The sequence below is a fragment of the Metabacillus niabensis genome, from assembly GCF_020524345.1.
In the GTDB taxonomy this organism is placed as follows: Bacteria; Bacillota; Bacilli; order Bacillales; family Bacillaceae; genus Metabacillus; species Metabacillus niabensis_B.
In genome coordinates this window covers 43,562-67,582 of record NZ_JAIVLH010000003.1, presented here as the reverse complement: position 1 = coordinate 67,582, position 24,021 = coordinate 43,562, and the positions used below count along the sequence as shown (strand labels likewise).

Below are 24,021 nucleotides of genomic sequence, written 5' to 3'. Positions count from 1 at the left end.
GTGTGTTATTCATGTGGTTTGGAAAGTTTAATTGTTACTTATAAAATTCATTATATATACGTTAATGGGAAAAAAACAGAAAAACTTATATGACGTTACAATGAGGTGTATCATTTTCTTAGTCCAGAATTGAATGGAAAAAAGCTTGTAGACCTGCCTAAATATCAGACATTGTCTACAAGCTGAAGATATAATTCTATAGCAGTTAGTTCATTACCTTTATCATGGCAACATAAGTAATACCAAACCTTCTAATAGGTTTTTTCTTTCCATATATGTTTTTACCATATCCAGCTTAACTAGTTATTTTTGTTATCATCAACCCAACTATAATCCTTCTTATCATACCCTCCATGTTTATCGTCCCAACCATAATCATGTTCGTCATTTCGGTCTTTATCCTTCCTGCAGTACCAATCTTTCCATATATCAATGGACTCTATACAACGGTTGTTTTTACCTTTTTTACAGCCATCCCAATGACCCCAATTATGCTTATCCTTATTCCAGTCATCATCCCAATCATCTTTATCATTACCCCACGAATACTTTTCGCCAGTACTATTAAAGAAACTAAAAATGGATTCAAAAAAGTTTTGATCAGTGTATGTATTTCCATAAGTTGCAAATGCTGAGGTAGGAATAGCTAAGGAACTAACAAGCAAAAAAATAATCACGATATTCTTGACCTTACCACATTTCATATTTTCACCTCCAAATGCATTAAAAAATAAGAGTATATATCTATTAATATATGTTCTTATTATAGCATGAATGTAATCTTTATAACGAAAATTTGTGAATCTTCTAAGAAAAAATGATCATGTTAGATTGATATGATAAGGGAGATAATACCTATTCGAGAGACTGAAATTTATATTACAACCTTCAATGGGAAAGTTTGTGTGTGAATCGATCTAGAACTAAGAAACTAAAACCGAAAGCAAATATAACCTCTCCGACAAGGAAGAGGTTATATTTAAAAAATGTTAATTTATGTATTTTATTCCTCTTCAAGTACTTCTTCATCAATATCTTCTTTAAAAGCAAACGATAATAAAAGCGAAACTAATATTCCTCCGCCAATTAAATTTCCTATAGAGGCAGGGATAATATTATAAAAGATTAATTGAAACCAATTATACTCAAAGCCTTCCAGCACAGTAATGCTGAAATATCCCATATTGGCTACCGCGTGTTGGAAATTGCCAGCTTCAAAAATAATAACAGGAAGAAAAATACCCAATATTTTTCCTGCAACATCTCTAGCAGCCGTTCCTAAAACCGCAGCAATCCCAATTAACCAGTTAGCTAGAATGCCTGAAAAAAGAACTTGAAACCATCCCCATGTTCCGCGCTCAGTAAATTGCATTTTTTTCTCCATAAAAACGAGAAGACCTTCATAAAATTCTTTATCTAATGAACCTGAAAGATTAAGTAAAAATCCGACAAAAAGAGCGCCAAGGAAGTTCCCAATATAGCAAACCAGCCAGAACTGTAAAATCTTTTTGCTTAGAGAGTAATGGCTATGCAATATGTAACTTGGCAGTAAAATATTAATTTCTGTAAAAAGAATGGATCCTGATAAAAAAATCATGGCATATCCAATGGCAAAACCAATACCTGATAAAAGATGAAAATAACCTGCTTTCTCAAGATCACTGGACAATAAAACGGAAGCGAGGGCACCGAATGAAATAAATGCTCCCGCCATAATGGAAAGAATAAATTGTGCACGTCTTGTCATTTGTAATGATTCTTTTCCTTTTAAAATAAAAGACTCGATAATTTGCTCAGGAAAATAATATTGTCTGTTAGGGTATTGACTTTCTTTACGTTTGTTTTGTTTTTTATTTTTCATAGTAACCACCAATGTTTTTTCTAAACAGTTTCCCTAAATAAGCAATGCTAAACATGTTTGGATACGATTGAAACTATATATTTTAATGCTAATTGATAGGATCTTTTTCTAATGGTTTATTAAAAATGATGTTTAAGACTGCTTTGCCATCACTTGGACAACCATTTACAAATTGGGCCGGAAATAGAGAAAAGAACACATAATAAACAGAAAAGTATACAAATTGATAGAGTATAATACTAGGGTTAAGGGTCCCTTGTAGAATTAAACCGTTAACAAGAAAAATGGTTGACATGTTAAAGATAGAACCACCTAGAAATATTAGCACCTTTTTTACTTTCCCATTTTTGTTATGATGCAATTCCTTATATTCACACCAACCATCTACAAAATAGACCTTACGGATACAAAAGGGCCCTACCTTGCAAAGCGTTTTTCCTGTACCTATATGAATATCTACTTGACATCCTAGAAGCTTTGCGAAAAATAAATGGCCGCTTTGATGAATGATGGTAACGACAGGTAGTACTAAGAAAAGGGAAAGAAAAAATTTTCCCATGTCTTCAAATCCGAACATGAATAGTCCCCCAATATTATTAACTTTTTCTTAATCAGTTTCATACCCGTCCACCTTTTTATAAAACATATATGCAAACCCACTCAAAGATGAAAACCAGTTTATGGTTACAAAAAGTTTGAATAAATAGTTACTTATAATAAGAGATTTAAATCTCTATTTTAAGTTTGAGTGTTTTTCTAGAAGGGTAAAACCTTCCTAACAAAGTAAAAAGGAGGAATTGATAATGGATAATAGTTGGAAGAAAAAATTAATTGTTGGAGGTACGGCTGCGTTATTAACTTTTGGTGGCCTAGCTGGGTGTGCTGATGGAGTTGATCAAGATAATGGTCCTAGCGATGGAGAACAAAAGGATGATGTAGATAACGAAAATAAGAATCCAGAAACAGAATAATTTTGAAATTCCATTAGAAGGATAAAATCAGGGAATTATAGTACGTTGCAAATCATGCAGTTCTATAAAGCTGCTTTTGTCCTTCTTAGTGTGATGAAAGACAAATGGAAGTGGTACTTAGTTGGTTTTGTCTTTCATAGTGGTGATGGAAGACAAATGGGAGCGATACTTAGTTGGTTTTGTCTTTCATCGTGGTGATGAAAGACAAATGGAAGTGGTACTTAGTTGGTTTTGTCTTTCATAGAGGCGATGAAAGACAAATGGGAGCGGTACTTAGTTGGTTTTGTCCTTCATAGAGGCGATGAAAGACAAATGGGAGCGATACTTAGTTGGTTTTGTCTTTCATAGTGGTGATGAAAGACAAATGGCAGTGGTACTTAGTCAGTTTTGTCTTTCATCGTGACGATAAAAGACAAATGGCAGCATAACATAGTCAGTTTTGTCTTTCATTAAAAAGATCAACAACAGAGCGTTTCTAGAAGCCCAAGTTTTACATCAAATCGTTACTAATCATTCGCCTATTAAAAATGTTGTCAAGGAGCGATTAAAATGGCAGAAAGATACTATGTATCCGTCGAAGTCGGGGATATTCAAGATTCCCCATTTGATGATCACTTTCATTATTATGAAATAGAGGCTTCGAAGCAGCAACTGGAGGAAATTGAGAGTATCTTACAAGAGATTAAAATGACGGAATATGATCCAAAACCAATTCTCACATCGTTAAATGAAGAAAATGGTATAGAAGCACGAGAAGAGCAGCATCGTTTACTTGCAAAGCTATATGAAAAAATATACCTTCTGGGAACAGCTGAAACAAAACAGGATATACGATCCTTAAACATATTAAACCAGCTTCATTAATATGAAGCTGGTTTTTTTTTATAAAAAAGGGTGTTAAAAGATAATGATTAACTCTTAAACATCCCTTATTGTCAATTAATTTAGTGAAAATGCAGAAAGAAATCCTAATAGTATTTTATTCTCTTAACAATCAATCGGCATTTTCCAATTTTTAATCCATCCGCGGGCCTTCATGGCTTCTGCTAGTCTTCCGACTCCTACCAGATAGGCTGATTCTCGCATACTAACCTTTTTCTCTTCTTTCATCAAATATACACTTTCAAATGCATGAATTAATTTCTCTTGCAATTTTTGATTAATTTCATCTTCTTTCCAAAAATAATTCATAGAATTTTGAACCCATTCAAAATAGGATACGGTTACACCACCGGCGTTACATAATATATCAGGAATGACAAATATCCCTTTTTCCTCCATTACATGATTTCCTTCCGGTGTAGTTGGTCCATTAGCAGCTTCAGCTACGATCTTTGCTTTAATAGCAGGGGCGGTTTTACTTGTAATTTGATTCTCTAATGCTGCCGGAACGAGGATATCACAATCCAGCGAAAACAGTTCCTTATTTGTAATATTCATACTATCTTTAAAACCTTTTACTGTTCCATTTTCATTAACATAGTCTATTAAATTCATAATGTCTAAACCATTTGGTGAAAAAGCGCCACCTTTTGCATCCGTAATAGCGATCACTTTTACTCCATGTTGATGTAATAGTTTTGCAGTAATGGAACCAACATTTCCAAAACCTTGAATGACTGCGGTTAGGTTGTCAAGTTTGAGATTCAAACGTTTGGCTGCCTCTATAATAGAGATGACGACCCCACGTCCGGTTGCCTCAATCCGTCCGGCTGACCCACCTATCACAATTGGTTTGCCTGTTATAAAGCCGGGAACACTACGCCCTGATAATCGATCAAATTCGTCCAGCATCCATCCCATGATTTGTTGATTGGTATTGACATCAGGAGCAGGGACATCTTTTGCAGGTCCAATAATAGGCTCTAATTCCCTAATATAACCTCGACTCAATTCCTCAAGCTCCCGATTTGATAGTTCATGTGGATCGACGATAATTCCTCCTTTACCACCTCCAAATGGTAAACCGATTAAGGCGGATTTTAAAGACATCCACATGGATAAGGCAATTACTTCATCCTCGGTAACATTTTGATGGAATCGTACTCCACCTTTTGTCGGGCCCAGTATATCAATATGTTGGGAGCGAATACCGGTATAGCTTACATATTCCCCATTATCTTTACGAATTGGAATCGAAACTTTCATCACTCTGGTCGGTTTTTTTAAAATCTCATAAACTCCTTTTGGCAGGTGTAGTGATTCTGTTGCACGTTCGATTAAACGCTTTGCAATTTCATATGGATTGGTAATATCGACACCGTTTTGTTGTTCTTTGGATGGCATTTCCGATCTGATTTCTGCAACTGGGTCATTCCTAGTTCCTTCTTGAGTTTCTTCATTTGTCGTCTTTGGTTTTTCTTCCATGACAAAATCCTTCGTGGGATTCGGTTTACTTCCCATTATTAAATCCATCCTTTCAATTAATTTGTGTTAATCTTTTTTTCTTAATGTTCATATACCCTTAAAAATTTGTTCTTAAAACGATTAATCTTTTGATAGAAGAATAAAAGAGTAACAACGTTTTTAAAAAAATATGAAAATGAAAGTTTATCAATTTGGACAATGGGTATCTACTAGTAAACACATTTAAAAAAATTAAAAGGAGAGATGAAAAATGGGATTTCTTTGGGCATTAATTATAGGTGGAATTATTGGTTGGTTAGCAGGCCTCATCGCAGGAAGAGATATTCCAGGCGGGATAATTGGTAATATCATTGCAGGATTTATTGGAGCATGGCTAGGATCTCTTTTATTGGGGCAGTGGGGTCCGGAAGCAGGAGGTTTCTATATTATTCCAGCTTTAATAGGAGCAATTGTTCTGGTATTTGTCGTTAGTTTTGTTATGAAGAGTATGCGAAAACATGCTTAAACTGAAAAATTGATGAAAGAGGCTGCTTAAACGCAGTCTCTTTGTTTAAAAATAGAAAGTTGTTATGGATAAAATAATTATAGAAGGTGATGACATGCAAACAAAAAAGAAGAGTTTATTGTTAACAAAGGAAGACATGGTAAACGATCAAATCGTTCCTGATTGGGTACTAAAAGAATATCAGACGTTTCACTCAACAGTTACAGATTCTACCTTTCCGTGCTATTTTGGGATGAGTGCAGAGAATAAAGGGGAACTTCGATACTCATACATTACTCATGATAATTGGTCACAATTACCTGATACAATTAATAGCTTCATAGACTTATTTCAAGCACCTAAGCTTGTTCGTCATGGATTATTTCTTTTCGTAGAGCCTGAGGAGACGGAAAAATCAATTTCCTATTACCGAGATTATTTTTGGAGAATCTTGCAATTTTTACATAAACATGATGAAAGAGAGTGGCCGAAGGATATTCCGTACGATCCGGACCATCATTTATGGGCATTTTCATTTGCGAATGAACCATTTTTTGTCTTTGGAAATGCACCTGCTTACAAACAAAGAAAAACAAGAAACTTAGGAAACAGCCTCATTTTAGGTTTTCAGCCACGCCGTATTTTTGAAGGGTTAGAAGGAACGTCCAAAGGAGGAGCGATGTCCAGAGAGAAAGTGAGAGAACGTGTGGAAAAATGGGATCAGCTTCCGAAGCATCCAAACATAAGTCATTATGGTGATCCTGATCACCGGGAGTGGAAACAGTACTTTATAGGTGATGATGCAAAACCAATGACAGGAAAATGTCCATTCCATGAAGTTTCTAAAAATTAACGAAAGGACGCCTTTTTTATTAAGAGGCGTCCTTATTTAAATGAAACAAAATAAAAAAGCAGTCGGATCACCACTGCTTTTTATTGCTATTTTAAGGCTTATATTTTTTTTCGCTAGAAGATTGATCTTTTGTATCATGTTTGTCTCGTTCTTCTCTTTTTTCCTCTTTTATATCTTCTAGGGGTAGATCATCAATTGGCATAACAAGTTGGTCAACTTCCTGCTGACTTTCCCTATCTTTTTTAAATCTATCGGGGTTATTTTTTTTCTTTTGCTGCACTTTTTCCCGGTCCATTATATATCCTCCTTATGATATAAAATGTTAAAAGGTTACTCTACTTAATACCCTAACAATTGTATAAGTAAACAACTAGTTACATGCCATCAGCTTATGAAAACTCTACTGATATTTATTAGGTATAGTCTAATATCTATATTGATTCACAGCAAGTTATGTGACATTTTATAAGTAGCTTTTCATACAGTAGTAAAAGCGTTAGTTACTAAATGGGGAGGAATGTTCAATGGGAGATGCAAGATTATCGGATAAAGAAATGATTGAATCAATAAAAAAAGAATTGGAAATTCCACATGCGGATGACATTAGGGGAAATATTTCTTTACCGTTATCTATTAAAGGAGCAACAATATCTTGGGAAACGAGTAGACCGGATATAGTAAATGTGAAAAACGTCAAGATTGAGGGATATGATGATATTCCTGCAGGTATTGTATCCAGACCTGAAACCGATACACCTGTTCTATTAACTGCATCAATAACTATTGGAGAGTTAAGTGAAACGAAGCATATTTCTCTTACGGTGAAGGCAAAACCAGGAGAAATGAGTTTTCAGGCTTATTTAATGGTTCATTTTACAGGTGAGCATGAAAAAGGAGAACAGATTTATTTTGCATGCAGCACAGACGGTTTGAACTGGAGTGATTTGAATAGTGGAAAACCAATTTTACTCTCCGATATAGGTGAAAAGGGAGTACGAGACCCTTTTATCTTGCGATCAGCAGAGGGAGATAAATTTTTCATAATCGCTACAGATTTACGGATCGCAAATGGAAGAGGTTGGGATGCAGCACAAACTGCTGGAAGTAAATCTATTATTGTTTGGGAATCAAATGATTTAGTCAACTGGTCAGATCCTTGGATGATTGAAGTGGCCCCGCAAAATGCAGGGGATGCGTGGGCTCCTGAGGCAATATATGATGAAAAGACAGGAGAATATATTGTATTTTGGGCATCAAGAGTCTTGGACGAAGGTGAATTTGGAACCCATAATATTTATTATGCAAAAACAAGGGATTTCTATACTTTTACAAATCCGAATGTGTATATTGAACGTCCAGAAGATACCCATATTATTGATACAACGATTATTAGAGATAATAAAATGTATTATCGATATTCAGGAGATGGACAAATCACAATAGAAAAAAGCGAGCAAATACTAGGTTCGTGGAAAAAGATTGGAACATTAGAGGCTTCAACCGGATTAACTGGAAAAGATGTTGAGGGTCCTTTGATTTTTAAATTTCATAACAAAAAAGAATGGTGTTTATTGGTTGATCAATATGCAACAGGGAAGGGATATCTACCATTACTCACCAGAGATCTTTCAAGTTGTGAGTTTGAAATAGTAAAAACGACTTACTCCTTAGGCTCTTCTAAAAAAAGACATGGTTCTGTTCTATCTTTAACAAATGAAGAATACGAAGCTATTAAGACTAAGTGGGGAGCAAATTGAACAAAATATGTAGAGTTCTAATGATAAAATATTTGGTATCTTTATTGTACTATTTGGGTGTATCGATTAAAATTTATCGTAATAATTAGTTTTGGAAACTCCCATATAGTATGGAATCTCTTTGTAACAGATTTAATACTCTTATAGGAGAAATTTAAGAGTAAAGAAGGGTATAGGATGAGTGTCACGCTGGCATTACTTGCTGCTTTTTTTGCTTCAATAACAGGAATTCTGGCTAAAATCGGGATGGAGAATGTGAATTCTAATTTAGCCACAGCCATCCGGACGATTATTGTATTAATCATGGCTTTTATCATTGTTTTAATCACAGATCAGCTTCATTCCATCACCATGATTTCAACAAAAGCATTACTATTTATCCTATTATCAGGGGTAGCAACAGGGATTTCCTGGTTGTTTTTCTTTAGAGCACTAGCGATGGGGGATGCTTCCAAGGTAATACCAATCGATAAATCAAGTGTTGTATTAACAATTATATTATCAATTGTGGTTTTGGGAGAGCAAGCTGTCCCGCATATTATGGTTGGTGGAGCATTAATTGCTGTTGGGACTTTTGTGTTAATTGGGAAAAATGAAGAAAAGAAACGCTTTACCGGTTCTCAAATTTATATTGTGTATGCCATATTAGCGGCTGTATTTGCAGCGTTAACGGCAATATTAGCAAAAATCGGAATTGAAAATGTGGATTCAAATGTTGCTACCTTTTTAAGAACGATCGTTATTTTACTTTTTTCATGGGCAATCGTGTTTTTTAAAGGAAATCATAAAGAAATAAAAACAATCTCCTCAAAAGGATATCTCTTTTTAATCCTATCAGGTGTGGCGACAGGTTTATCATGGCTTTGCTATTTTGCTGCTTTAGCTATTGGAAAGGTTTCAGTAGTAGCGCCTATTGATAAAGCTAGTGTTGTTATCACGATGATTCTAAGTTTTATGATTTTAAAGGAGAAAGTAACAAAAAGTAAAGTTATTGGCGGGGGAATTATTACAATTGGAACAGTTTTCTTAATTTTTTAACCCAAAAAGGCGCAACTTATTAAATTGCGTCTTTTTGGGTTTGCATATTTATTGTTTCCTATTTAGTAAAAGTTAATGAATATTATGTTTTCTAAAGTTACCACCCTTAACTTCAGCAACATCATAAACGGTAACAAAGGCACTTCCATCGATTTCATTTATGATTTCTTTAAGTTTGGTTTCTTCCAAGCGGTTGATGACACATGTGATCTCTTTGAATTTTTCATTCGAAAAGCCGCCGTAAGCTTCTTTATATGTCGCACTTCTGCCTAAACGATCGCGAATTGTCTTGATCATTATTTCAGGTTTTGTTGTAATAATTTGGAATGTTTTAGAGCCGCTTAATCCTACTTCAACAATATGAATGACTTTAGAAGCAATAAAATAAGCGATCGCCGAAAGGATAGCTCCTTGAAGTCCAAATACGGTTGATACGAAAATAAACACAAAGATGTTTAAGAATAAAATGAGATCACTTGTCCCAAATGGTAATTTTCGAGATAGTAGGACGGCAAGCATATCAATCCCATCTAATGCTCCACCATTACGCAGTGCTAGTCCCATTCCAAAACCGAGGATAATCCCACCTACAACAGTAACTAACAGTGTATCTCCTTCAATAATAGCAGGAATATGATGCATGAACACTGTACCTAAAGCAAGTGAAGCTATGCCAAGAATCGATAATATCGTAAAGGTTTTGCCAATTTGTTTATATCCAAGCCAGATAAATGGAATGTTTATGCCGGCAATCAAAACTCCTAATGGTATGTCAAATAGTTTTGAGCCGACGATACTTAGTCCTGTTACCCCGCCATCAGAGACATTGTTTGGAATTAATACTGTTTCAAGTCCATATGCAGCGATAATTCCGCCGATAATGACCATTAATCCTTGTAAAATCTTTCTTAATTTAAATGGTTTATGTTTTTCACTTACATTCATAAAATTCCTCTTTTCAAATTTTTTTCCTATTTAAGTCTACCATAAAATTTTATTTTTCATTTATTCTTAGAGGCAGATTATAATTCACTGTTTCTATGAACACCTTTTTCATGTTCTATACGATTTTATGTTACATAATTTTGTAATAGGTAGGGATAAGTAACGTTAGTGAAAATTCACATTTGAACATTGATTTTATAAGGGTGGGCATAATAATTGGACATTCTAAGTGACGTTAAAAAGTAATAAATGAAAATGATGATTAATTATCAAGCGATCAAGATAATTGTAATGTTACATAATTTTTGTTAGAATGTAGTTATGTAACATAAGGGGGAGCTTTCCTGTGGAATATGTCGATCCGATCAAAGACATTGAACAAATAGATGCGATAAAAGAGAAATTAAAAAAACAATCACAAAGAGACCTTTTGCTTTTTGTATTTGGTATTAATACAGGAGTAAGAATTAGTGATTTACTTGCTTTGAAGGTAAGGGATGTTTTTGATGGTGAAAAGGTTAAAGAATTCCTTTATATCGAAGAAGATGATGCAATAGGCTACTTTATAAATAATGCAGTGAAATATGAAATAGAAAATTACTTTGCCCAACATGATTTTAAAATGGAAGATTATTTATTTAAGTCAAAAAAGGATCTTAAACCAATTACTCGTCAGCAGGCATATCGTATTATTAACAATGCCGCTAAGGAGGTAGGAGTTATCGGCAAAGTGGGAACACATACACTTAGAAAGACTTTTGGTTACCATGCTTACCGGAAGGGAATAGCTATTTCCATTTTAATGTCGATTTATCATCATCATTCTTCTGCAGAAACACTACGATATTTAGGAATTGACAAAGATGAAAAACAAGTAATTAAAGTGGATGTGAATTTATGAGGCTGGTTTTGTTGTAAGATCATGCGTTCCCTCATAATAAGTCATATAAAAAACCTCCGCTTCATTACAAAGCAGAGGCTAAAAATATAGATATAGAGTTACCTGTTTTCGTCTGGATTTTCACTATAGGTTTCAAGTGTCCGGGAAACATTTGTGAAATCTTCAATTATATCGTCAGTAACTCGAACTTGTAAGGTTTCTTTGCTTTTCATAAACTTAAAGATTCCATTATTAAAATCGGTTCCATGTTCTTTAAAGAAGATTCCTTCATATTCAATATCTTTTGTGTGGGTAAAGGATAAACGATACTTTTCGTTTTCCTTCACTAGATAGGCTCTAACCCCTTTTTCAAATTGCCCCTCTTCATCCTTAAGTGCACGTGAAACAGAAATGATGTGAAGATCTGTAAATGGTATATCACGTAATAAGGAATTGATGACAGAACCTTTGGCGATTTGTTCCCACCTGCTTTGGGCAGTTTGTCCAAGAATAATTTGAGTAATGCTTTTCTCCCTTGCCACATCAGCGATGACTTTTGAAACTGGACGTTTTTCATTGTCTTTTATAATGAATTCATCAGCATTATGAAGTTTAGCTAAGTGTTTCCATCTTTCTATATAAAGAGATTTCTCAGCATCCAAATCATCAAACGGTTTTGGATCAATCGTTAAAATATAAAGTGGGCAATCAAGCATATTTGCAATTTTGCAACCACGTTGGATGAGACGTTCTCCATTTGGTCCATAATAAACGCACACGAGAATACTTTCATCCATGCGACCTTTTACTTTTTTCATTTTAAAGTCCACCTCGTATGTGTATTTAATAGGATAATTTACCACTATTTAAGTCAGACTATGTATGAATATAGCATCTTGTATAATCATCAGTCAAACTAATTTTTTCAGAACATATATCTTGCCTACATTTATAAAAATTACATTGAGAATACCTATGATATAACCTATTAATCTTTGTAAATAAACTTACAAAAGGAGGGGATCATATGTCGGTGTTATATATCATGATTTTGATTCCATTTATATTTGCTTTTTTTGTTCCCTTTTTATATAAACGGTTTTCCCCGAAGGTTCACACTGGTTGGTTTGTATTGTTTGTACCTCTTATCATTTTTATTTATTTGTTAAGGTATATCCCTGTTGTCGCCAAGGGAGAAGTCATATTAAAAACAGTACCGTGGCTGCCTTCTGCAAATATTAATTATACAACATATATAGATGGATTAAGTCTTATTTTTGGGCTTCTCATTGCAGGAGTAGGTACCCTGGTTATTCTTTACTCTATCTATTATTTATCAGCTGAACGTGAATCACTTCATAATTTCTATGTTTATCTCATGTTATTCATGGGAGCAATGTTTGGTGTTGTTTTCTCTGATAACATACTTGTTTTATATGTATTCTGGGAATTAACAAGTATCTCTTCCTTTTTATTGATTGCATACTGGTATCAGCGTAAAGGTTCACGCTATGGAGCTCTTAAGTCAATGCTCATTACCATATTCGGCGGGCTTGCTATGCTTGCAGGTTTTATCCTTTTATCGATAATGGCTGATACATACAGCATTCGTGACATGATGACCCAGCTTTCTGCTGTAAAGGAACATACCTTGTTTATTCCTGCGATGATCCTCATTCTTTTGGGAGCATTTACAAAATCGGCTCAATTTCCGTTCAGTATATGGCTACCTGATGCAATGGAAGCACCTACACCAATTAGTGCTTATTTGCATTCAGCAACAATGGTTAAAGCGGGAATTTATCTTGTTGCGCGTTTCACTCCAATATTCGGCGGAAGTGCTGAATGGTTTTGGATCGTTTCAAGTATTGGATTAATTACATTATTATATGGTTCGTTAAATGCTGTAAAACAGACAGATCTTAAAGCGTTGCTAGCCTATTCTACCATCAGTCAATTAGGGTTGATTATGAGTCTTTTCGGCCTTGGATCTATTTCATTATATTATGGGTTTGAGGATGAGCGGGCTTTGTATGCAGGGGCTATCCTTACAGCCATTTTCCACTTAATTAATCATTCCACATTTAAAGGTAGTCTGTTTATGGTTGTGGGAATCATTGACCACGAAACAGGGACACGTGACATTCGGAAATTAGGCGGATTAATTCATATCATGCCTATTTCATTTTCATTAACACTTATTGGAAGCTTTGCGATGGCCGGATTACCTCCGTTTAATGGATTTTTAAGTAAAGAAATGTTCTTCACAAGTGTGTTACAAGCATCAGAGATGAGTGGTTTTAATATGGAAACCCTCGGGTGGATGATTCCTGCTATTGCATGGATTGCGAGTGTTTTTACTTTTATCTACTGCATGATTCTTTTATTTAAGACATTTACCGGTCAATATAAGCCTGAAAAATTAGGGAAAAAAGCACATGAAGCACCACTTGGCATGTTACTATCACCAATTATTTTAGCTTCGCTTGTGATAGTCATTTTCTTTTTCCCGAATGTCCTTGCAAAATACCTGTTGAAACCTGCTTTACATGCTGTTTTACCAAATGTAGCGGAGAGCAGTGTATTTGAGGTGAAAATAAGTGCTTGGCATGGGTGGAACACAGAATTATTTATGACGATAGGTGTTGTATTAGTTGGAGGAGTTTTATATCTTCTCCTAAAGAAGTGGCAAAAAGTGTATGCAATATATCCTGAGAGTCTGAAACTAAATAACTTGTATAATCTTGGAATTGAGAAATCTGAACAAGCATCACGTCTTCTTACTGAAAAATATATGACTGGGTCTATCCGTCAGTATTTGATTTATATTTTCCTATTTATGATCTTGATGCTGGGTGGTTCTCTTTTCTTTTTCAATGGAATCTCATTTGACTCTTCAAAAGATGCACCTGTCACACTGTTCGAATTGGGACTATTAGTGGCAATGTTACTAACTGCAGGTGCCGTACTTTTTGTGAAGTCGAGAATGACATCTTTAGTATTAATTGGTGTACTTGGTTTTCTTGTGTCAATGTTATTTGTCATCTTCCGTGCACCGGATTTAGCTCTTACTCAGTTGGTTGTTGAAACGATCACAACAGCATTATTTTTACTTTGTTTCTACCATTTACCAGAGCTTGGAAAAAATATCGGAAGAGTAAGATTTAAATTAACAAATTTCGTTGTATCGTTTGGTGTTGGTTTAACTGTTACGATTATGGCTCTTTCGGCAAATGGCACACGTCTGTTTGAACCGATTTCAACTTATTTCGAGGATTCCTACGTACTTGCAGGGGCAAAAAATATCGTTAATGCCATTCTGGTTGATTTTAGGGGCATTGATACGTTGCTGGAAATTTCAGTTGTATGTATTGCAGGCTTGGGAGTATTCACGTTAATTAAACTACGATTAAAAGGGAGTGAAAAATAATGAAACATTCTACTAGTCCAAATGACGTTATTCTTCATTCTGTAACAAAGATTGCTGTCGTTATTATTCTCACTTTTTCCATTGATCTGTTCTTTGCTGGCCATCATAATCCCGGAGGCGGATTTATCGGAGGTCTTAGTATGGCTGCAGCACTGACTCTTTTATTTATTTCCTTTGATATAGAAAGTGTTCAAGCGAATTTACCTGTTGATTTTACAAAGCTTGCTGCGATAGGCGTATTAATCGCAGTACTTGTTGGAATAGGGGGAATGATGTTTAACCAACCATTCTTATTTCAAACTTTTGACTATTTTAATCTTCCTATATTCGGAAAAACTGAACTTGCAACTGCCGTGCTTTTTGATATTGGAGTTGCCTTGGCTGTTATTGGTACAGCTGTCACAATTATTATGACAATAAGTGAGGATCGATAAAATGGAGACATTACTATCTATCCTTGTTGGTCTATTTTTTATGATCGGTACCTATTTGATCTTGTCGAGGAATTTATTAAGAATCATCCTTGGGTCATCCATCATTAGTCATGGGATTAATTTGCTGATTCTTACGATGGGTGGCTTAAAAACAGGGGGACTGCCACTCATTGGTGAAAAAAATGTTACGTATACAGATGCCCTACCCCAGGCATTGATTTTGACTGCAATTGTCATAAATTTTGCTGTTACAGCTCTTTTTTTAGTGTTAAGCTATCGGGCGAATAAAGTATTAGGAACTGTTGATATAGATCAAATAAGGGGTAATGAACATGAATAATCTTATTATACTGCCGATCATCATACCTCTTATTGCAGGAATGATGATGATTGTTTTTCGGAAAAATATCTTATTTCAAAGAGTAGTAAGTGTTCTGGCAATTTTATTGATTAGTATTGTTGCGTTGTTGATGATCAGACAAATTGAAGCCAAAGGTATTCAAACCCTTCAATTGGGTGGCTGGGTAGCGCCTTTTGGTGTTAGCATTGTGGCTGATATGTTTTCTGTATTACTACTATTAACTTCAAGCATTGTTGCATTATGTTGTATGTTATTTGCTTTTAAAACAATTGGTAAAGATAGAGAAGAATTTTACTTTTATCCATTAACATTATTTCTTTTAACAGGAGTAAATGGCTCCTTTTTAACGGGAGATTTATTTAATCTATATGTTTGTTTTGAAGTGATGCTGATTGCCTCATATGTCTTAATCTCATTAGGTGGTACAAAGCTTCAATTACGGGAGTCACTAAAATATATTTTAGTTAATATTGTCTCTTCCTTCTTGTTTCTACTTGCGATTGCTTATTTGTATGCAATCACAGGAACACTTAACTTAGCACACCTTTCAACACGTATTGCGGAAGTAGGACAAGGAGGGCTGATTACTACTGTTGCCATTCTTTTCATTATTGTATTTAGTATGAAAGCAGCACTATTTCTTTTCTTTTGGTTACCAGGTTCATATAGTGCTCCACCAACTGCAATTGCCGCGATTTTTGCTGCATTACTTACAAAGGTCGGTATCTACTCATTATTTCGTATGTTTACACTCGTCTTTTATCATGAGCCTCAAATTACTCATTTATTTATAGGGATATTAGGGGTTTTAACAATGATTTTGGGAGCAATTGGAGCAATAGCATATTGGGATATCAAGAAAATCTTAACCTATAATGTTATCGTCGGTGTCGGTTTTATTATCACTGGACTTGCTTCCTACACAGTAGAGGGGTTTAAAGGTTCCATTTATTACCTTATTCATGACATTATTATTAAAGCCCTTTTGTTTCTGATCGGGGGGACAATTATCTATTTGACCGGTACTAGTAAGCTAAAAGAGATAAGTGGTCTGATTCGGACACATCCTTACTTAGGTTGGATGTTCTTTATCACTTCCTTATCGATAGCCGGTATTCCTCCATTAAGCGGGTTTATAGGGAAAGTATTTATAACACGAGGTACCTTTGAGGCAGGTTATTATTGGATTGGCGGAATAGGACTATTTACTAGTCTAATGGTTCTGTATTCGGTCATGAAGATTTTTATGAATGGCTTTTGGGGAGAAGGATATCTAAGTAAGGAAATGGAAAAAGGAACAACTAAGGGGATTATGTTGCCAATAGGTATACTAACAATCCTGACCATACTATTAGGTGTCGGGGCTGAAGGAATATATAACTATATTAACCTTGCTGCTGAAAATCTGATGAATCCAACTGCATATATTGAGGCGGTATTTCAAGGGAAACAGATTCCTTAAAGTCTCTAGTTCTTGAAATTATGAAAAGAGGTGGTTTGATTGCCTTTACAGGTATTAATCAACCTATTTATTGCATTCTTGTGGATGTTTCTCCAAGATGAATGGAGCTTTCTAGCCTTTTTTAGCGGCTATTTGGTAGGAATCGTAGTCCTTTTCATCCTAAGACGGTTCTATAAACAAGAATTTTATTTGAGTAAATTGGGATCCATTTTAAAGCTGTTTTTGGTTTTTATAAGGGAATTGATCACATCGAGCATTTTTGTTGTAGGACATGTAATAAGACCAAAAGTTAATTTAACACCGGGAATTATTACAGTAGAAACCGATTTAGAAGGAGATTTAGAAGTAACCATATTTTCGCTGTTGCTTAATCTTACTCCAGGTTCAGTTGTAATTGAAGTCTCATCAGACTCTAAAGTCTTTTATATTCATGCCTTAGATCTACCAAAAGCAGGAGAATCTGTGAGAAAAGCGAGTAAAATCTTTGAGAAGGCAATTAAGGATGTGACAAGGAAATGACCGAAATCATTTTAAACATAGCGTTATTCTTATTGGTTCTTTCAATTTTGGCGGCACTATATCGTGTCATAAAAGGTCCATCAACTGCTGACAGAGTGCAGGCTTTAGATACAATCAGTATAACGATTATTGCCGGTGTAGCCATTTACTCTGTTTTATTAGACAGTCATGCCATATTGGAGATCATCCTGTTAATTGGCATTTTATCATTTGTAGGTACCATTGCCTTTGCCAGATTTATTGAAAGAGGTGTTGTTATTGTTCGCAAACGAAACAAGTGAACTGATCCCGGCATTACTAATTTTGGTAGGAACGATCTTCACTTTTCTTAGTGCTGTAGGTTTAGTACGATTTCCTGATTTATATACACGTTCACATGCAGCTTCAAAAAGTTCAACACTTGGTGTTCTTTGTACATTATTGGGGACACTGTGTTATTTTTGGATATCTGAGGGGTATTTCAGTATTCGATTAATTTTGGGGATTTTCTTTGTGTTTCTTACAACCCCTGTTGCAGCACATCTTATGTGTAGAGCAGCATATCGATCAAATTTAAAACTTGCGGATGAAAGTATTCAAGATGATTTAAAGGAAGTTTTTGAAAGAGAGAATGGATAATTGAGATTTTGAAAATTTATGATATGTAAAAACACCCCCATACATCACAAAAGTATGGGGGTGTTCTCTTCTTGACTTAATTTCTTATTCTAAATCCTTCTCAACTGTATCTACCTGATGCTTCATATCCATTTGTTTATCAGTACGATGGTCAATACTTATGTTGGTTACAATTCGGTCGGGACCTACTGAAAATGCCTTCTGATGCATGTCTCTGGCAATGTCCCAGAGCTGATCAATTTCTCCTTCAATGACAGTTGAGGTGGGAGTCAGCTTATAGGTTAATCCTTTTTCTTCAATTTTTTTGACAACGCTGGTGACCTCTGAGCTAAAGCTGGTAGAATTTGTTCCAATGGGAATAATACTTATTTCCAACAATGGCATTTTTATCACTCCTTTAATTGTTTTTGAATTAATTTATTAGTGATTAGGTTCGGCGGGTACGGAAATGTCCTCGAGGGCTTTTCCAGCTTTTTTCTTTGATTCATTGTGGACTGCTATGTCTCCAAGCGAAACCATTCCAACCAATTTCTCACCCTCGACAATAGGAAGACGGCGAATTTGATGCTGTGACATGATCTCTGCCGCTTGCTCAACAGACATATCCGTTGTTACTTTTATAACATCTTCCGTCATTAGCTTTGAAATGGATGTTTCACCTGATAGATTGTTTGCTATCCCTTTTATGACAATATCGCGATCGGTTACGATTCCTACTAATCTTTCATCTTCACAAATTGGAATAGAGCCTACTTCAAGCTCTTTCATTTTTAAAGCAATTTCACTGCAAGAACTTTTTACTGTACAACTTTCAACATCGGTTGTCATGACTTCGGTAATATTCATGTCTATTCCTCCTTCATGATTTATGATCCTTCGTTTATTTGCATACCCTTCTTAATCTTTTGTAAACACAATGTTTATGTCTAGTAAAAGCTGTGAGCATCACTTATCTACTAAATAGATTGATTAACTGGCTGAACCCTAATAGATTTTTTTGAAACTTTAATTTTAGATAATTTTATAAGTTTTTTTCTGTTTAACCACATGATTCATTGGGAATGTAACCTATGAATCAATCACATCACATAATTGTATTTTTTAAAGGAGGCAGAACATGATAGATTACAACGGAGTGACAGATTCTTGGATGGCTTATTTAGGGAGATTACCAGATTTAGTACTTGCCCTACTCGTCCTTTTGATAGGGTGGATTGTTGCAACTATAATTGCAAAGGCGGTAAAGGCTGCCTTACATCGTACAGATTTTGATAACAAAATGGCGCGATGGATGAGACCGGATTCTAATAGAAACCGGGATGCATCAAAGCCTTTCAACTATTCTTCTGAAAGTATTATTAGTAAGGTTGTATTTTGGATTATTATGGCTATAGCATTTGTTGTATTTTTAAATATGCTGAGTTTGCCATATGTTGCACAGCCAATTTCACAAGCATTGGGTGTTATCGCAGCGGCAATACCAAGTCTATTAAAAGCAGCTCTTATTGCCGTTGTTGCCTGGTTGATTGCATCAGGATTGTCAATTTTAGTTAAAAAGGCAGGAAATAGTCAACATATTCAAGGATTTTTATCAAGATGGAAGCTAACAGGTGACAGAAATCAAGCAAATAATGCGGTACTCTCTGCTTCTAAAGCAGTCTTTTATTTAACACTGCTGCTATTCTTACCTGCGGTTCTAGCAGCTCTCGGAATTGAAGCCATTTCAGAACCTCTTGAAGGCATGTTAAATGGATTCTTTGCTTTTATTCCTAAACTTATTGGTGCTGCGGTCATTCTGTTTATTGGATGGTTAGTAGCAAAGGTTGTAAAAGAAATTCTTGTGAAGTTTCTAAGCAGTATTGGAACAGATCGTCTTGCAGCTAAATTAGGTGCTGAAAAGGCACTTGATAACCATTCGATTTCTCAGTTAATAGGAACAATTGTATATGTGTTTATTTTAATCCCGGTTGTCATTTCGGCACTTGAAACATTGGATATTGATGGTATTTCCGAACCGGCTGTTGGAATGCTTGGTCAAATCATGGACATGATTCCAAACATTATTATTGCCATTCTCCTTGTGGCAGCAGGTTTATGGGTCGGTAAATGGGTCAAGACAGCTATCACTTCTTTGTTGGAGCGAGTTGGATTTAACAGCATTCTTTCTAAAATGGGACTAGGGTCACTGAGAAAGAGCACACAAACTTTAACCCTCTCTGAGCTAGTAGGATTGGCAGCACAGATTGTCGTTGTTCTGCTATTTACAATAGAAGCATTGCAGCTTGTTAATCTTGAAAGCTTGGTTTCTATCTTAACGGTTGTATTGGCATATATTCCGATGGTGTTAACGGCTGTTCTTATTCTTGGAATTGGATTTTATGCGGGAGATCTTGTTAAACGTATTGTGAAAAGCATGGTGAGACAAGAAACAGAAGGTAAGATGCTTGGTAATATTGCCAAATATACTATTATTACACTAGCTTTCTTTATGGCACTTAATCAACTAGGAGTTGCAAGTACGATTGTAAATGCTGCATTCATCTTAATCCTGGGCGGATTCACTCTTGCATTTGGATTGGCTTTTGGATTAGGTGGGAGAGAAGCGGCCAGTCGTACTCTAAATAAAGTAGGTAATAAAATGGAGCAAACTACAATTCAAAGTCCAGATCCGAAAGAATGGAAGAGACAACCAGAGCAAACGAACATACCTACAAGTCATACCAATTTGTTTCAAAACAGAAATATGAACAATAATAACAATCCGAAACAAGATATGTAATATTCTAAAAAATAAAGGAATGACAGACTGCATGTAAGGTCTGTTATTCCTTTATTATGTTACATATTAAAATTAGAAAAGAAGGAAGGGAAAATTCAGGGGAGCACACAGTGTGTTCTTGTGAATGATGATTAGAATTTTATTGCAATTTTATTAATATGCAAAAATTATGCGTGATAGTAGGCTTGCGAACCAATAAAAGTCAAAATTCCACCCCTGAAAATGATTGAACATACAATGAGATGGAAATTAATAAAAATTCTTAACATCAAATATTTGCGATATAAAAGAAGCTACGACATAATAAATAAATGAATCTTTCATTTGGGGTGAAAATTTGTGAACAAAGTTAGTTCAGTTTTTTGGTACTCACTTGCTATTTGTGTAGTACTGGTTGTTTGGGGAGCAGTTGCTCCAGAACATTTACAGACGTTGACGGCAAATCTAACGTCATACATATCAGAAGCATTTGGATGGTACTATTTATTACTTATCATGCTATTGCTCGCATTCTGTATCTATTTAATGTTTTCTAGGTTTGGAAAAATCAAATTGGGTAAAGAAGATGATAAACCTGATTTTAGTACACCTACCTGGTTTGCGATGTTATTTAGTGCAGGTATGGGAATGGGATTGGTATTTTGGACAACCGCAGAACCTATCTCCCATGCGTATAAAAGTACGCCGGGATTTGAACCGGGATCCGACGAGGCGATAAAACAATCGCTCCAATATTCCTTTTTTCATTGGGGAGTTCACGCATGGGCAGTATATGGCGTTGTCGCTCTGGTTTTAGCTTATTTCAAGTTCCGCAAAGGATATCCTGGATTAATAAGTGCAACACTAATACCTATATTTGGCGAAAAAAGTATGCGAGCCATGCCGGGTAAGTTAATTGATACTCTGGCGATCTTTGCTACAGTTGTAGGTGTCGCTTCCACTCTTGGATTTGGTTCAGCGCAAATTAATGGTGGATTGTCTTACCTTTTTAATACGCCAAACAATTATGGGATGCAGTTATTAATTCTCGCCATTTCAACCATACTATTTACCTTATCAGCATGGTCCGGAATTGGAAAAGGGATAAAGTATTTAAGTAATATTAATATGGGTCTTGGATTTGCCCTTCTATTAATCCTTTTCATTGTTGGACCCACACTCTATATTTTGAATATGTTTACAACAACACTCGGTGGTTATATTACGAATTTCTTTGATATGAGTTTCCGTCTGTCTCCATTAAATGAAGAAGGTCGTACTTGGATAGATAACTGGACCATTTTTTATTGGGCATGGTGGGTTTCTTGGGCACCATTTGTTGGTATCTTTATCGCTCGAGTATCAAAGGGACGGACTGTCAAGGAATTCTTACTTGGTGTCCTAATTGTCCCTGCTATCGTTTGCTTTATCTTTTTTGCAGTATTTGGTGTTTCCGCCTTGAATATTGAGCAAAATGGAATTGATGCTATTTCCAACTATTCACTTGAAACCACTACATTTGGAGTTCTCCAACATTATCCGCTTGGAGATTTTATGGCATTGTTAACGATTGTTGTTATTGCTATCTTTTTTATCACTTCGGCCGATTCAGCCACATTTGTTCTAGGGATGTTGAGTACATGGGGATCTATAAATCCTGCAAATCCCGTTAAAATTACATGGGGTCTTGCCATGTCTGCGATGGCCGCTATTATTGTTTATTTTGGTGGTACACAGGGGCTGCAGAATATGCTGATCATTGCTGCCCTTCCATTTTCCTTCGTCATGATACTAATGGGTGCCTCGTTTTATAAAGCAGTCAATAACGAAATTGAAAAAAAGAAAAAAGTAAAAGAAATGAAGAAAAAACAACAACCAAAAAGTCCGATAATAAGTTAAGGGCATGAAAAAACCACCTTTAAATTGATAAGGGTGGTTTTCGTGCTTAATCCTAAACAGTTATTATAATGTAATGACAATAGGTCCTTCTTTTGTAATAATAATCGTATGTTCACACTGTGCCACAAAGCTGTTCTCTGTTACAAATGTCCATTCATCATCTTCATATTGAAACACTTCCTCTTCACGTGTTGAGATGAACGGTTCAAATGCTATAACCATTCCTTCTTTAAGAAGCTCGTCATCGGAAGGCTCATAATAGTTATAAATATGGTGGGGGGCCTCATGAATGGTGCGACCAATTCCATGTCCTGTAAGGTTCATAATAACTGTAAACCCGTTCTCCCTTGCAGTCGCTACTACTGCCTTGCCAAGTCTGCTTTTCTTAGAACCGGGTTTAACCCTTTTTAATCCGGCTTCGAATGCCTCAACAGCAGTATGACATAATTTTGTTAATTCAGGTGCTCCGTTACCAACCACGAATGAAATGCCAGTGTCAGCAAAATAACCATTTTTAGAACCTGATACATCAATATTTACAAGATCACCATCTTCTATTACACGACTACCTGGAATACCATGTGCCACCTCTTCATTAACACTTATACAAGTGTATCCAGGGAAATTATATTCTCCCTTTGGTGCAGAAATTGCCCCATATTCTTCAAATAAATTTCCTGCCATGTCATCAAGTTCTTTAGTTGTGATACCCACTTTTGTTTTTTGAACTAATTCCTCTCGAATTGAGGCAACGATTTTTCCAATTTCTTTTAATCCGTTAAAATCTTCTTCAGTTTTTGCAATCATTTTTTATTTCCATCCATTTCCTATAAGGTTATGTTTATTAGATTATCCTATTTAACAATGAAAATCCATTGATTACTATCTCAATTTTTTTATAAGAAGTCAAAGATATTTTCCATCTAATAGCAGCGCCAATGTAAGAGGTAAATACTATGTGAACACTATCTTTTTGGAATTTCGCGTTCTCCATTTCATTAGATTAAATTAAGATGGACTTTTATTAGTGACTATGCAACCGTATATAATTTTGAAATATTGACAAGGAATTAATAATTATTTTCCAAGAAAATGTGCATTTTTACTGTTAATCTTAATTAAGTAAAGTGAAAGGGTGATTTATGTTGTCAGAGGTCTCAAAAGAACATCACTCAATTGCGGTAACTAGATAATGATATCAAATTATGTAGAGGCTGACTCAAATGGTTGTTAATAACATCTTTTGAGTCAGCTTTTATTTAAAGGTAAGGAAGGATAAAATTTTATACTTAATTTTAGTGGCCAGCTCCAGAGCCTAACCTTAGATCGCACAGGATCTGCAAGTGCAGTCAAGGAAATTGACGTATGAAAAAAAGAGTACATA

General features: G+C 35.3%; 27 protein-coding genes. 17 read left to right on the top strand and 10 right to left on the bottom strand.

Translation table 11 applies throughout. The features are described 5' to 3' along the window. Positions 1 to 299 precede the first annotated feature (299 nt). The 3 genes from LC095_RS05345 to LC095_RS05335 form a co-directional block, all read right to left on the bottom strand. Complete coding sequence (locus LC095_RS05345) at positions 300 to 704, bottom strand: hypothetical protein (RefSeq protein WP_226527178.1); 405 nt, start codon at positions 702 to 704, stop codon at positions 300 to 302. A 299-nt stretch (positions 705 to 1,003) separates the two neighbouring features. After that, positions 1,004 to 1,861, bottom strand: a complete 858-nt coding sequence (locus LC095_RS05340; RefSeq protein ID WP_226527177.1) for a formate/nitrite transporter family protein — start codon at positions 1,859 to 1,861, stop codon at positions 1,004 to 1,006. Between the two features lie 88 nt (positions 1,862 to 1,949). After that, on the bottom strand, positions 1,950 to 2,438 hold the full coding sequence (locus LC095_RS05335; protein WP_226527176.1) for a site-2 protease family protein: 489 nt from the start codon (positions 2,436 to 2,438) through the stop codon (positions 1,950 to 1,952). A gap of 226 nt (positions 2,439 to 2,664) precedes the next feature. On the opposite strand from LC095_RS05335, the gene LC095_RS05330 reads away from it, so the two are divergent. From LC095_RS05330 to LC095_RS05320, 3 genes are all read left to right on the top strand, one after another. Beyond that, positions 2,665 to 2,832, top strand: coding sequence for a hypothetical protein (locus LC095_RS05330; protein WP_169908449.1), 168 nt, complete (start codon positions 2,665 to 2,667; stop codon positions 2,830 to 2,832). Positions 2,833 to 2,886: 54 nt separating this feature from the next. Next, positions 2,887 to 3,030 carry a hypothetical protein gene (locus tag LC095_RS05325; RefSeq protein ID WP_226527175.1) on the top strand — a complete coding sequence of 48 codons (144 nt, stop codon included), beginning with the start codon at positions 2,887 to 2,889 and terminating at the stop codon, positions 3,028 to 3,030. A gap of 351 nt (positions 3,031 to 3,381) precedes the next feature. Then, positions 3,382 to 3,696, top strand: a complete 315-nt coding sequence (locus LC095_RS05320; RefSeq protein ID WP_226527174.1) for a hypothetical protein — start codon at positions 3,382 to 3,384, stop codon at positions 3,694 to 3,696. 123 nt (positions 3,697 to 3,819) lie between these two features. Here LC095_RS05320 and LC095_RS05315 read toward each other — a convergent pair whose 3' ends face one another. Further along, positions 3,820 to 5,199 (bottom strand): Glu/Leu/Phe/Val dehydrogenase, encoded by a 1,380-nt coding sequence (locus tag LC095_RS05315; RefSeq protein ID WP_319005770.1) that lies wholly within the window; start codon positions 5,197 to 5,199, stop codon positions 3,820 to 3,822. A 250-nt stretch (positions 5,200 to 5,449) separates the two neighbouring features. Here LC095_RS05315 and LC095_RS05310 point away from each other — a divergent pair, with 250 nt between their 5' ends. Both LC095_RS05310 and LC095_RS05305 read left to right on the top strand, forming a co-directional pair. Then, the gene (locus tag LC095_RS05310; RefSeq protein ID WP_026559782.1) at positions 5,450 to 5,704 is read left to right on the top strand and encodes a GlsB/YeaQ/YmgE family stress response membrane protein; all 255 of its coding nucleotides are present in this window, start codon (positions 5,450 to 5,452) and stop codon (positions 5,702 to 5,704) included. Positions 5,705 to 5,768: 64 nt separating this feature from the next. Then, on the top strand, positions 5,769 to 6,536 hold the full coding sequence (locus LC095_RS05305; protein WP_413467456.1) for a YqcI/YcgG family protein: 768 nt from the start codon (positions 5,769 to 5,771) through the stop codon (positions 6,534 to 6,536). Between the two features lie 91 nt (positions 6,537 to 6,627). On the opposite strand, the gene LC095_RS05300 is transcribed toward LC095_RS05305, so the two are convergent. Continuing rightward, positions 6,628 to 6,831 (bottom strand): hypothetical protein, encoded by a 204-nt coding sequence (locus tag LC095_RS05300; RefSeq protein ID WP_026559784.1) that lies wholly within the window; start codon positions 6,829 to 6,831, stop codon positions 6,628 to 6,630. A 229-nt stretch (positions 6,832 to 7,060) separates the two neighbouring features. Between LC095_RS05300 and LC095_RS05295 the strand changes: the two genes are divergently transcribed. Continuing rightward, the gene (locus tag LC095_RS05295; protein WP_226527173.1) at positions 7,061 to 8,293 is read left to right on the top strand and encodes a glycoside hydrolase family 43 protein; all 1,233 of its coding nucleotides are present in this window, start codon (positions 7,061 to 7,063) and stop codon (positions 8,291 to 8,293) included. Positions 8,294 to 8,470: 177 nt separating this feature from the next. Continuing rightward, on the top strand, positions 8,471 to 9,331 hold the full coding sequence (locus LC095_RS05290) for an EamA family transporter (protein WP_226527172.1): 861 nt from the start codon (positions 8,471 to 8,473) through the stop codon (positions 9,329 to 9,331). 72 nt (positions 9,332 to 9,403) lie between these two features. Here the strand turns inward: LC095_RS05290 and LC095_RS05285 are convergent, their stop codons facing one another. Next, positions 9,404 to 10,276 (bottom strand): YitT family protein, encoded by an 873-nt coding sequence (locus LC095_RS05285; RefSeq protein ID WP_226527171.1) that lies wholly within the window; start codon positions 10,274 to 10,276, stop codon positions 9,404 to 9,406. A gap of 346 nt (positions 10,277 to 10,622) precedes the next feature. On the opposite strand from LC095_RS05285, the gene LC095_RS05280 reads away from it, so the two are divergent. Further along, a complete protein-coding gene (locus tag LC095_RS05280; protein ID WP_226527170.1) occupies positions 10,623 to 11,177 on the top strand; it encodes a tyrosine-type recombinase/integrase in 555 nt (184 codons plus the stop codon). Between the two features lie 98 nt (positions 11,178 to 11,275). Here LC095_RS05280 and LC095_RS05275 read toward each other — a convergent pair whose 3' ends face one another. Next, on the bottom strand, positions 11,276 to 11,974 hold the full coding sequence (locus LC095_RS05275) for a universal stress protein (RefSeq protein WP_226527169.1): 699 nt from the start codon (positions 11,972 to 11,974) through the stop codon (positions 11,276 to 11,278). A 209-nt stretch (positions 11,975 to 12,183) separates the two neighbouring features. On the opposite strand from LC095_RS05275, the gene LC095_RS05270 reads away from it, so the two are divergent. Genes LC095_RS05270 through LC095_RS05240 form a run of 7 tightly spaced genes read left to right on the top strand, consistent with a single transcriptional unit; the run spans position 12,184 to position 17,980 of the window. Continuing rightward, positions 12,184 to 14,586, top strand: a complete 2,403-nt coding sequence (locus tag LC095_RS05270) for a Na+/H+ antiporter subunit A (RefSeq protein ID WP_226527168.1) — start codon at positions 12,184 to 12,186, stop codon at positions 14,584 to 14,586. Then, positions 14,586 to 15,020 carry a Na(+)/H(+) antiporter subunit B gene (locus LC095_RS05265; RefSeq protein WP_226527167.1) on the top strand — a complete coding sequence of 145 codons (435 nt, stop codon included), beginning with the start codon at positions 14,586 to 14,588 and terminating at the stop codon, positions 15,018 to 15,020. Before LC095_RS05270 ends, LC095_RS05265 begins: the two co-directional genes overlap by 1 nt. A gap of 1 nt (position 15,021) precedes the next feature. Beyond that, on the top strand, positions 15,022 to 15,360 hold the full coding sequence (locus LC095_RS05260) for a Na(+)/H(+) antiporter subunit C (protein ID WP_078435021.1): 339 nt from the start codon (positions 15,022 to 15,024) through the stop codon (positions 15,358 to 15,360). Next, positions 15,353 to 16,843, top strand: coding sequence for a Na+/H+ antiporter subunit D (locus LC095_RS05255; protein WP_226527166.1), 1,491 nt, complete (start codon positions 15,353 to 15,355; stop codon positions 16,841 to 16,843). Before LC095_RS05260 ends, LC095_RS05255 begins: the two co-directional genes overlap by 8 nt. 39 nt (positions 16,844 to 16,882) lie before the next feature. Further along, positions 16,883 to 17,362: a Na+/H+ antiporter subunit E gene (locus tag LC095_RS05250; RefSeq protein WP_078435019.1), complete on the top strand. Its 480-nt coding sequence runs from the start codon at positions 16,883 to 16,885 to the stop codon at positions 17,360 to 17,362. Next, positions 17,359 to 17,643 carry a Na(+)/H(+) antiporter subunit F1 gene (locus LC095_RS05245; RefSeq protein WP_078435018.1) on the top strand — a complete coding sequence of 95 codons (285 nt, stop codon included), beginning with the start codon at positions 17,359 to 17,361 and terminating at the stop codon, positions 17,641 to 17,643. Before LC095_RS05250 ends, LC095_RS05245 begins: the two co-directional genes overlap by 4 nt. Then, complete coding sequence (locus LC095_RS05240) at positions 17,621 to 17,980, top strand: Na+/H+ antiporter subunit G (RefSeq protein ID WP_226527165.1); 360 nt, start codon at positions 17,621 to 17,623, stop codon at positions 17,978 to 17,980. Before LC095_RS05245 ends, LC095_RS05240 begins: the two co-directional genes overlap by 23 nt. A gap of 84 nt (positions 17,981 to 18,064) precedes the next feature. Here the strand turns inward: LC095_RS05240 and LC095_RS05235 are convergent, their stop codons facing one another. Further along, positions 18,065 to 18,364, bottom strand: coding sequence for an MTH1187 family thiamine-binding protein (locus LC095_RS05235; protein ID WP_226527164.1), 300 nt, complete (start codon positions 18,362 to 18,364; stop codon positions 18,065 to 18,067). 36 nt (positions 18,365 to 18,400) lie between these two features. Continuing rightward, complete coding sequence (locus tag LC095_RS05230; RefSeq protein WP_226527163.1) at positions 18,401 to 18,826, bottom strand: CBS domain-containing protein; 426 nt, start codon at positions 18,824 to 18,826, stop codon at positions 18,401 to 18,403. A 271-nt stretch (positions 18,827 to 19,097) separates the two neighbouring features. On the opposite strand from LC095_RS05230, the gene LC095_RS05225 reads away from it, so the two are divergent. Further along, entirely contained in the window at positions 19,098 to 20,759 is a 1,662-nt protein-coding gene (locus LC095_RS05225; protein WP_226527162.1) for a mechanosensitive ion channel, read from the top strand. Between the two features lie 339 nt (positions 20,760 to 21,098). Continuing rightward, positions 21,099 to 22,637, top strand: a complete 1,539-nt coding sequence (locus LC095_RS05220) for a BCCT family transporter (protein WP_226527161.1) — start codon at positions 21,099 to 21,101, stop codon at positions 22,635 to 22,637. 63 nt (positions 22,638 to 22,700) lie between these two features. On the opposite strand, the gene map is transcribed toward LC095_RS05220, so the two are convergent. Continuing rightward, on the bottom strand, positions 22,701 to 23,444 hold the full coding sequence (gene map / locus LC095_RS05215; RefSeq protein ID WP_226527160.1) for a type I methionyl aminopeptidase: 744 nt from the start codon (positions 23,442 to 23,444) through the stop codon (positions 22,701 to 22,703). Positions 23,445 to 24,021: the final 577 nt, after the last annotated feature.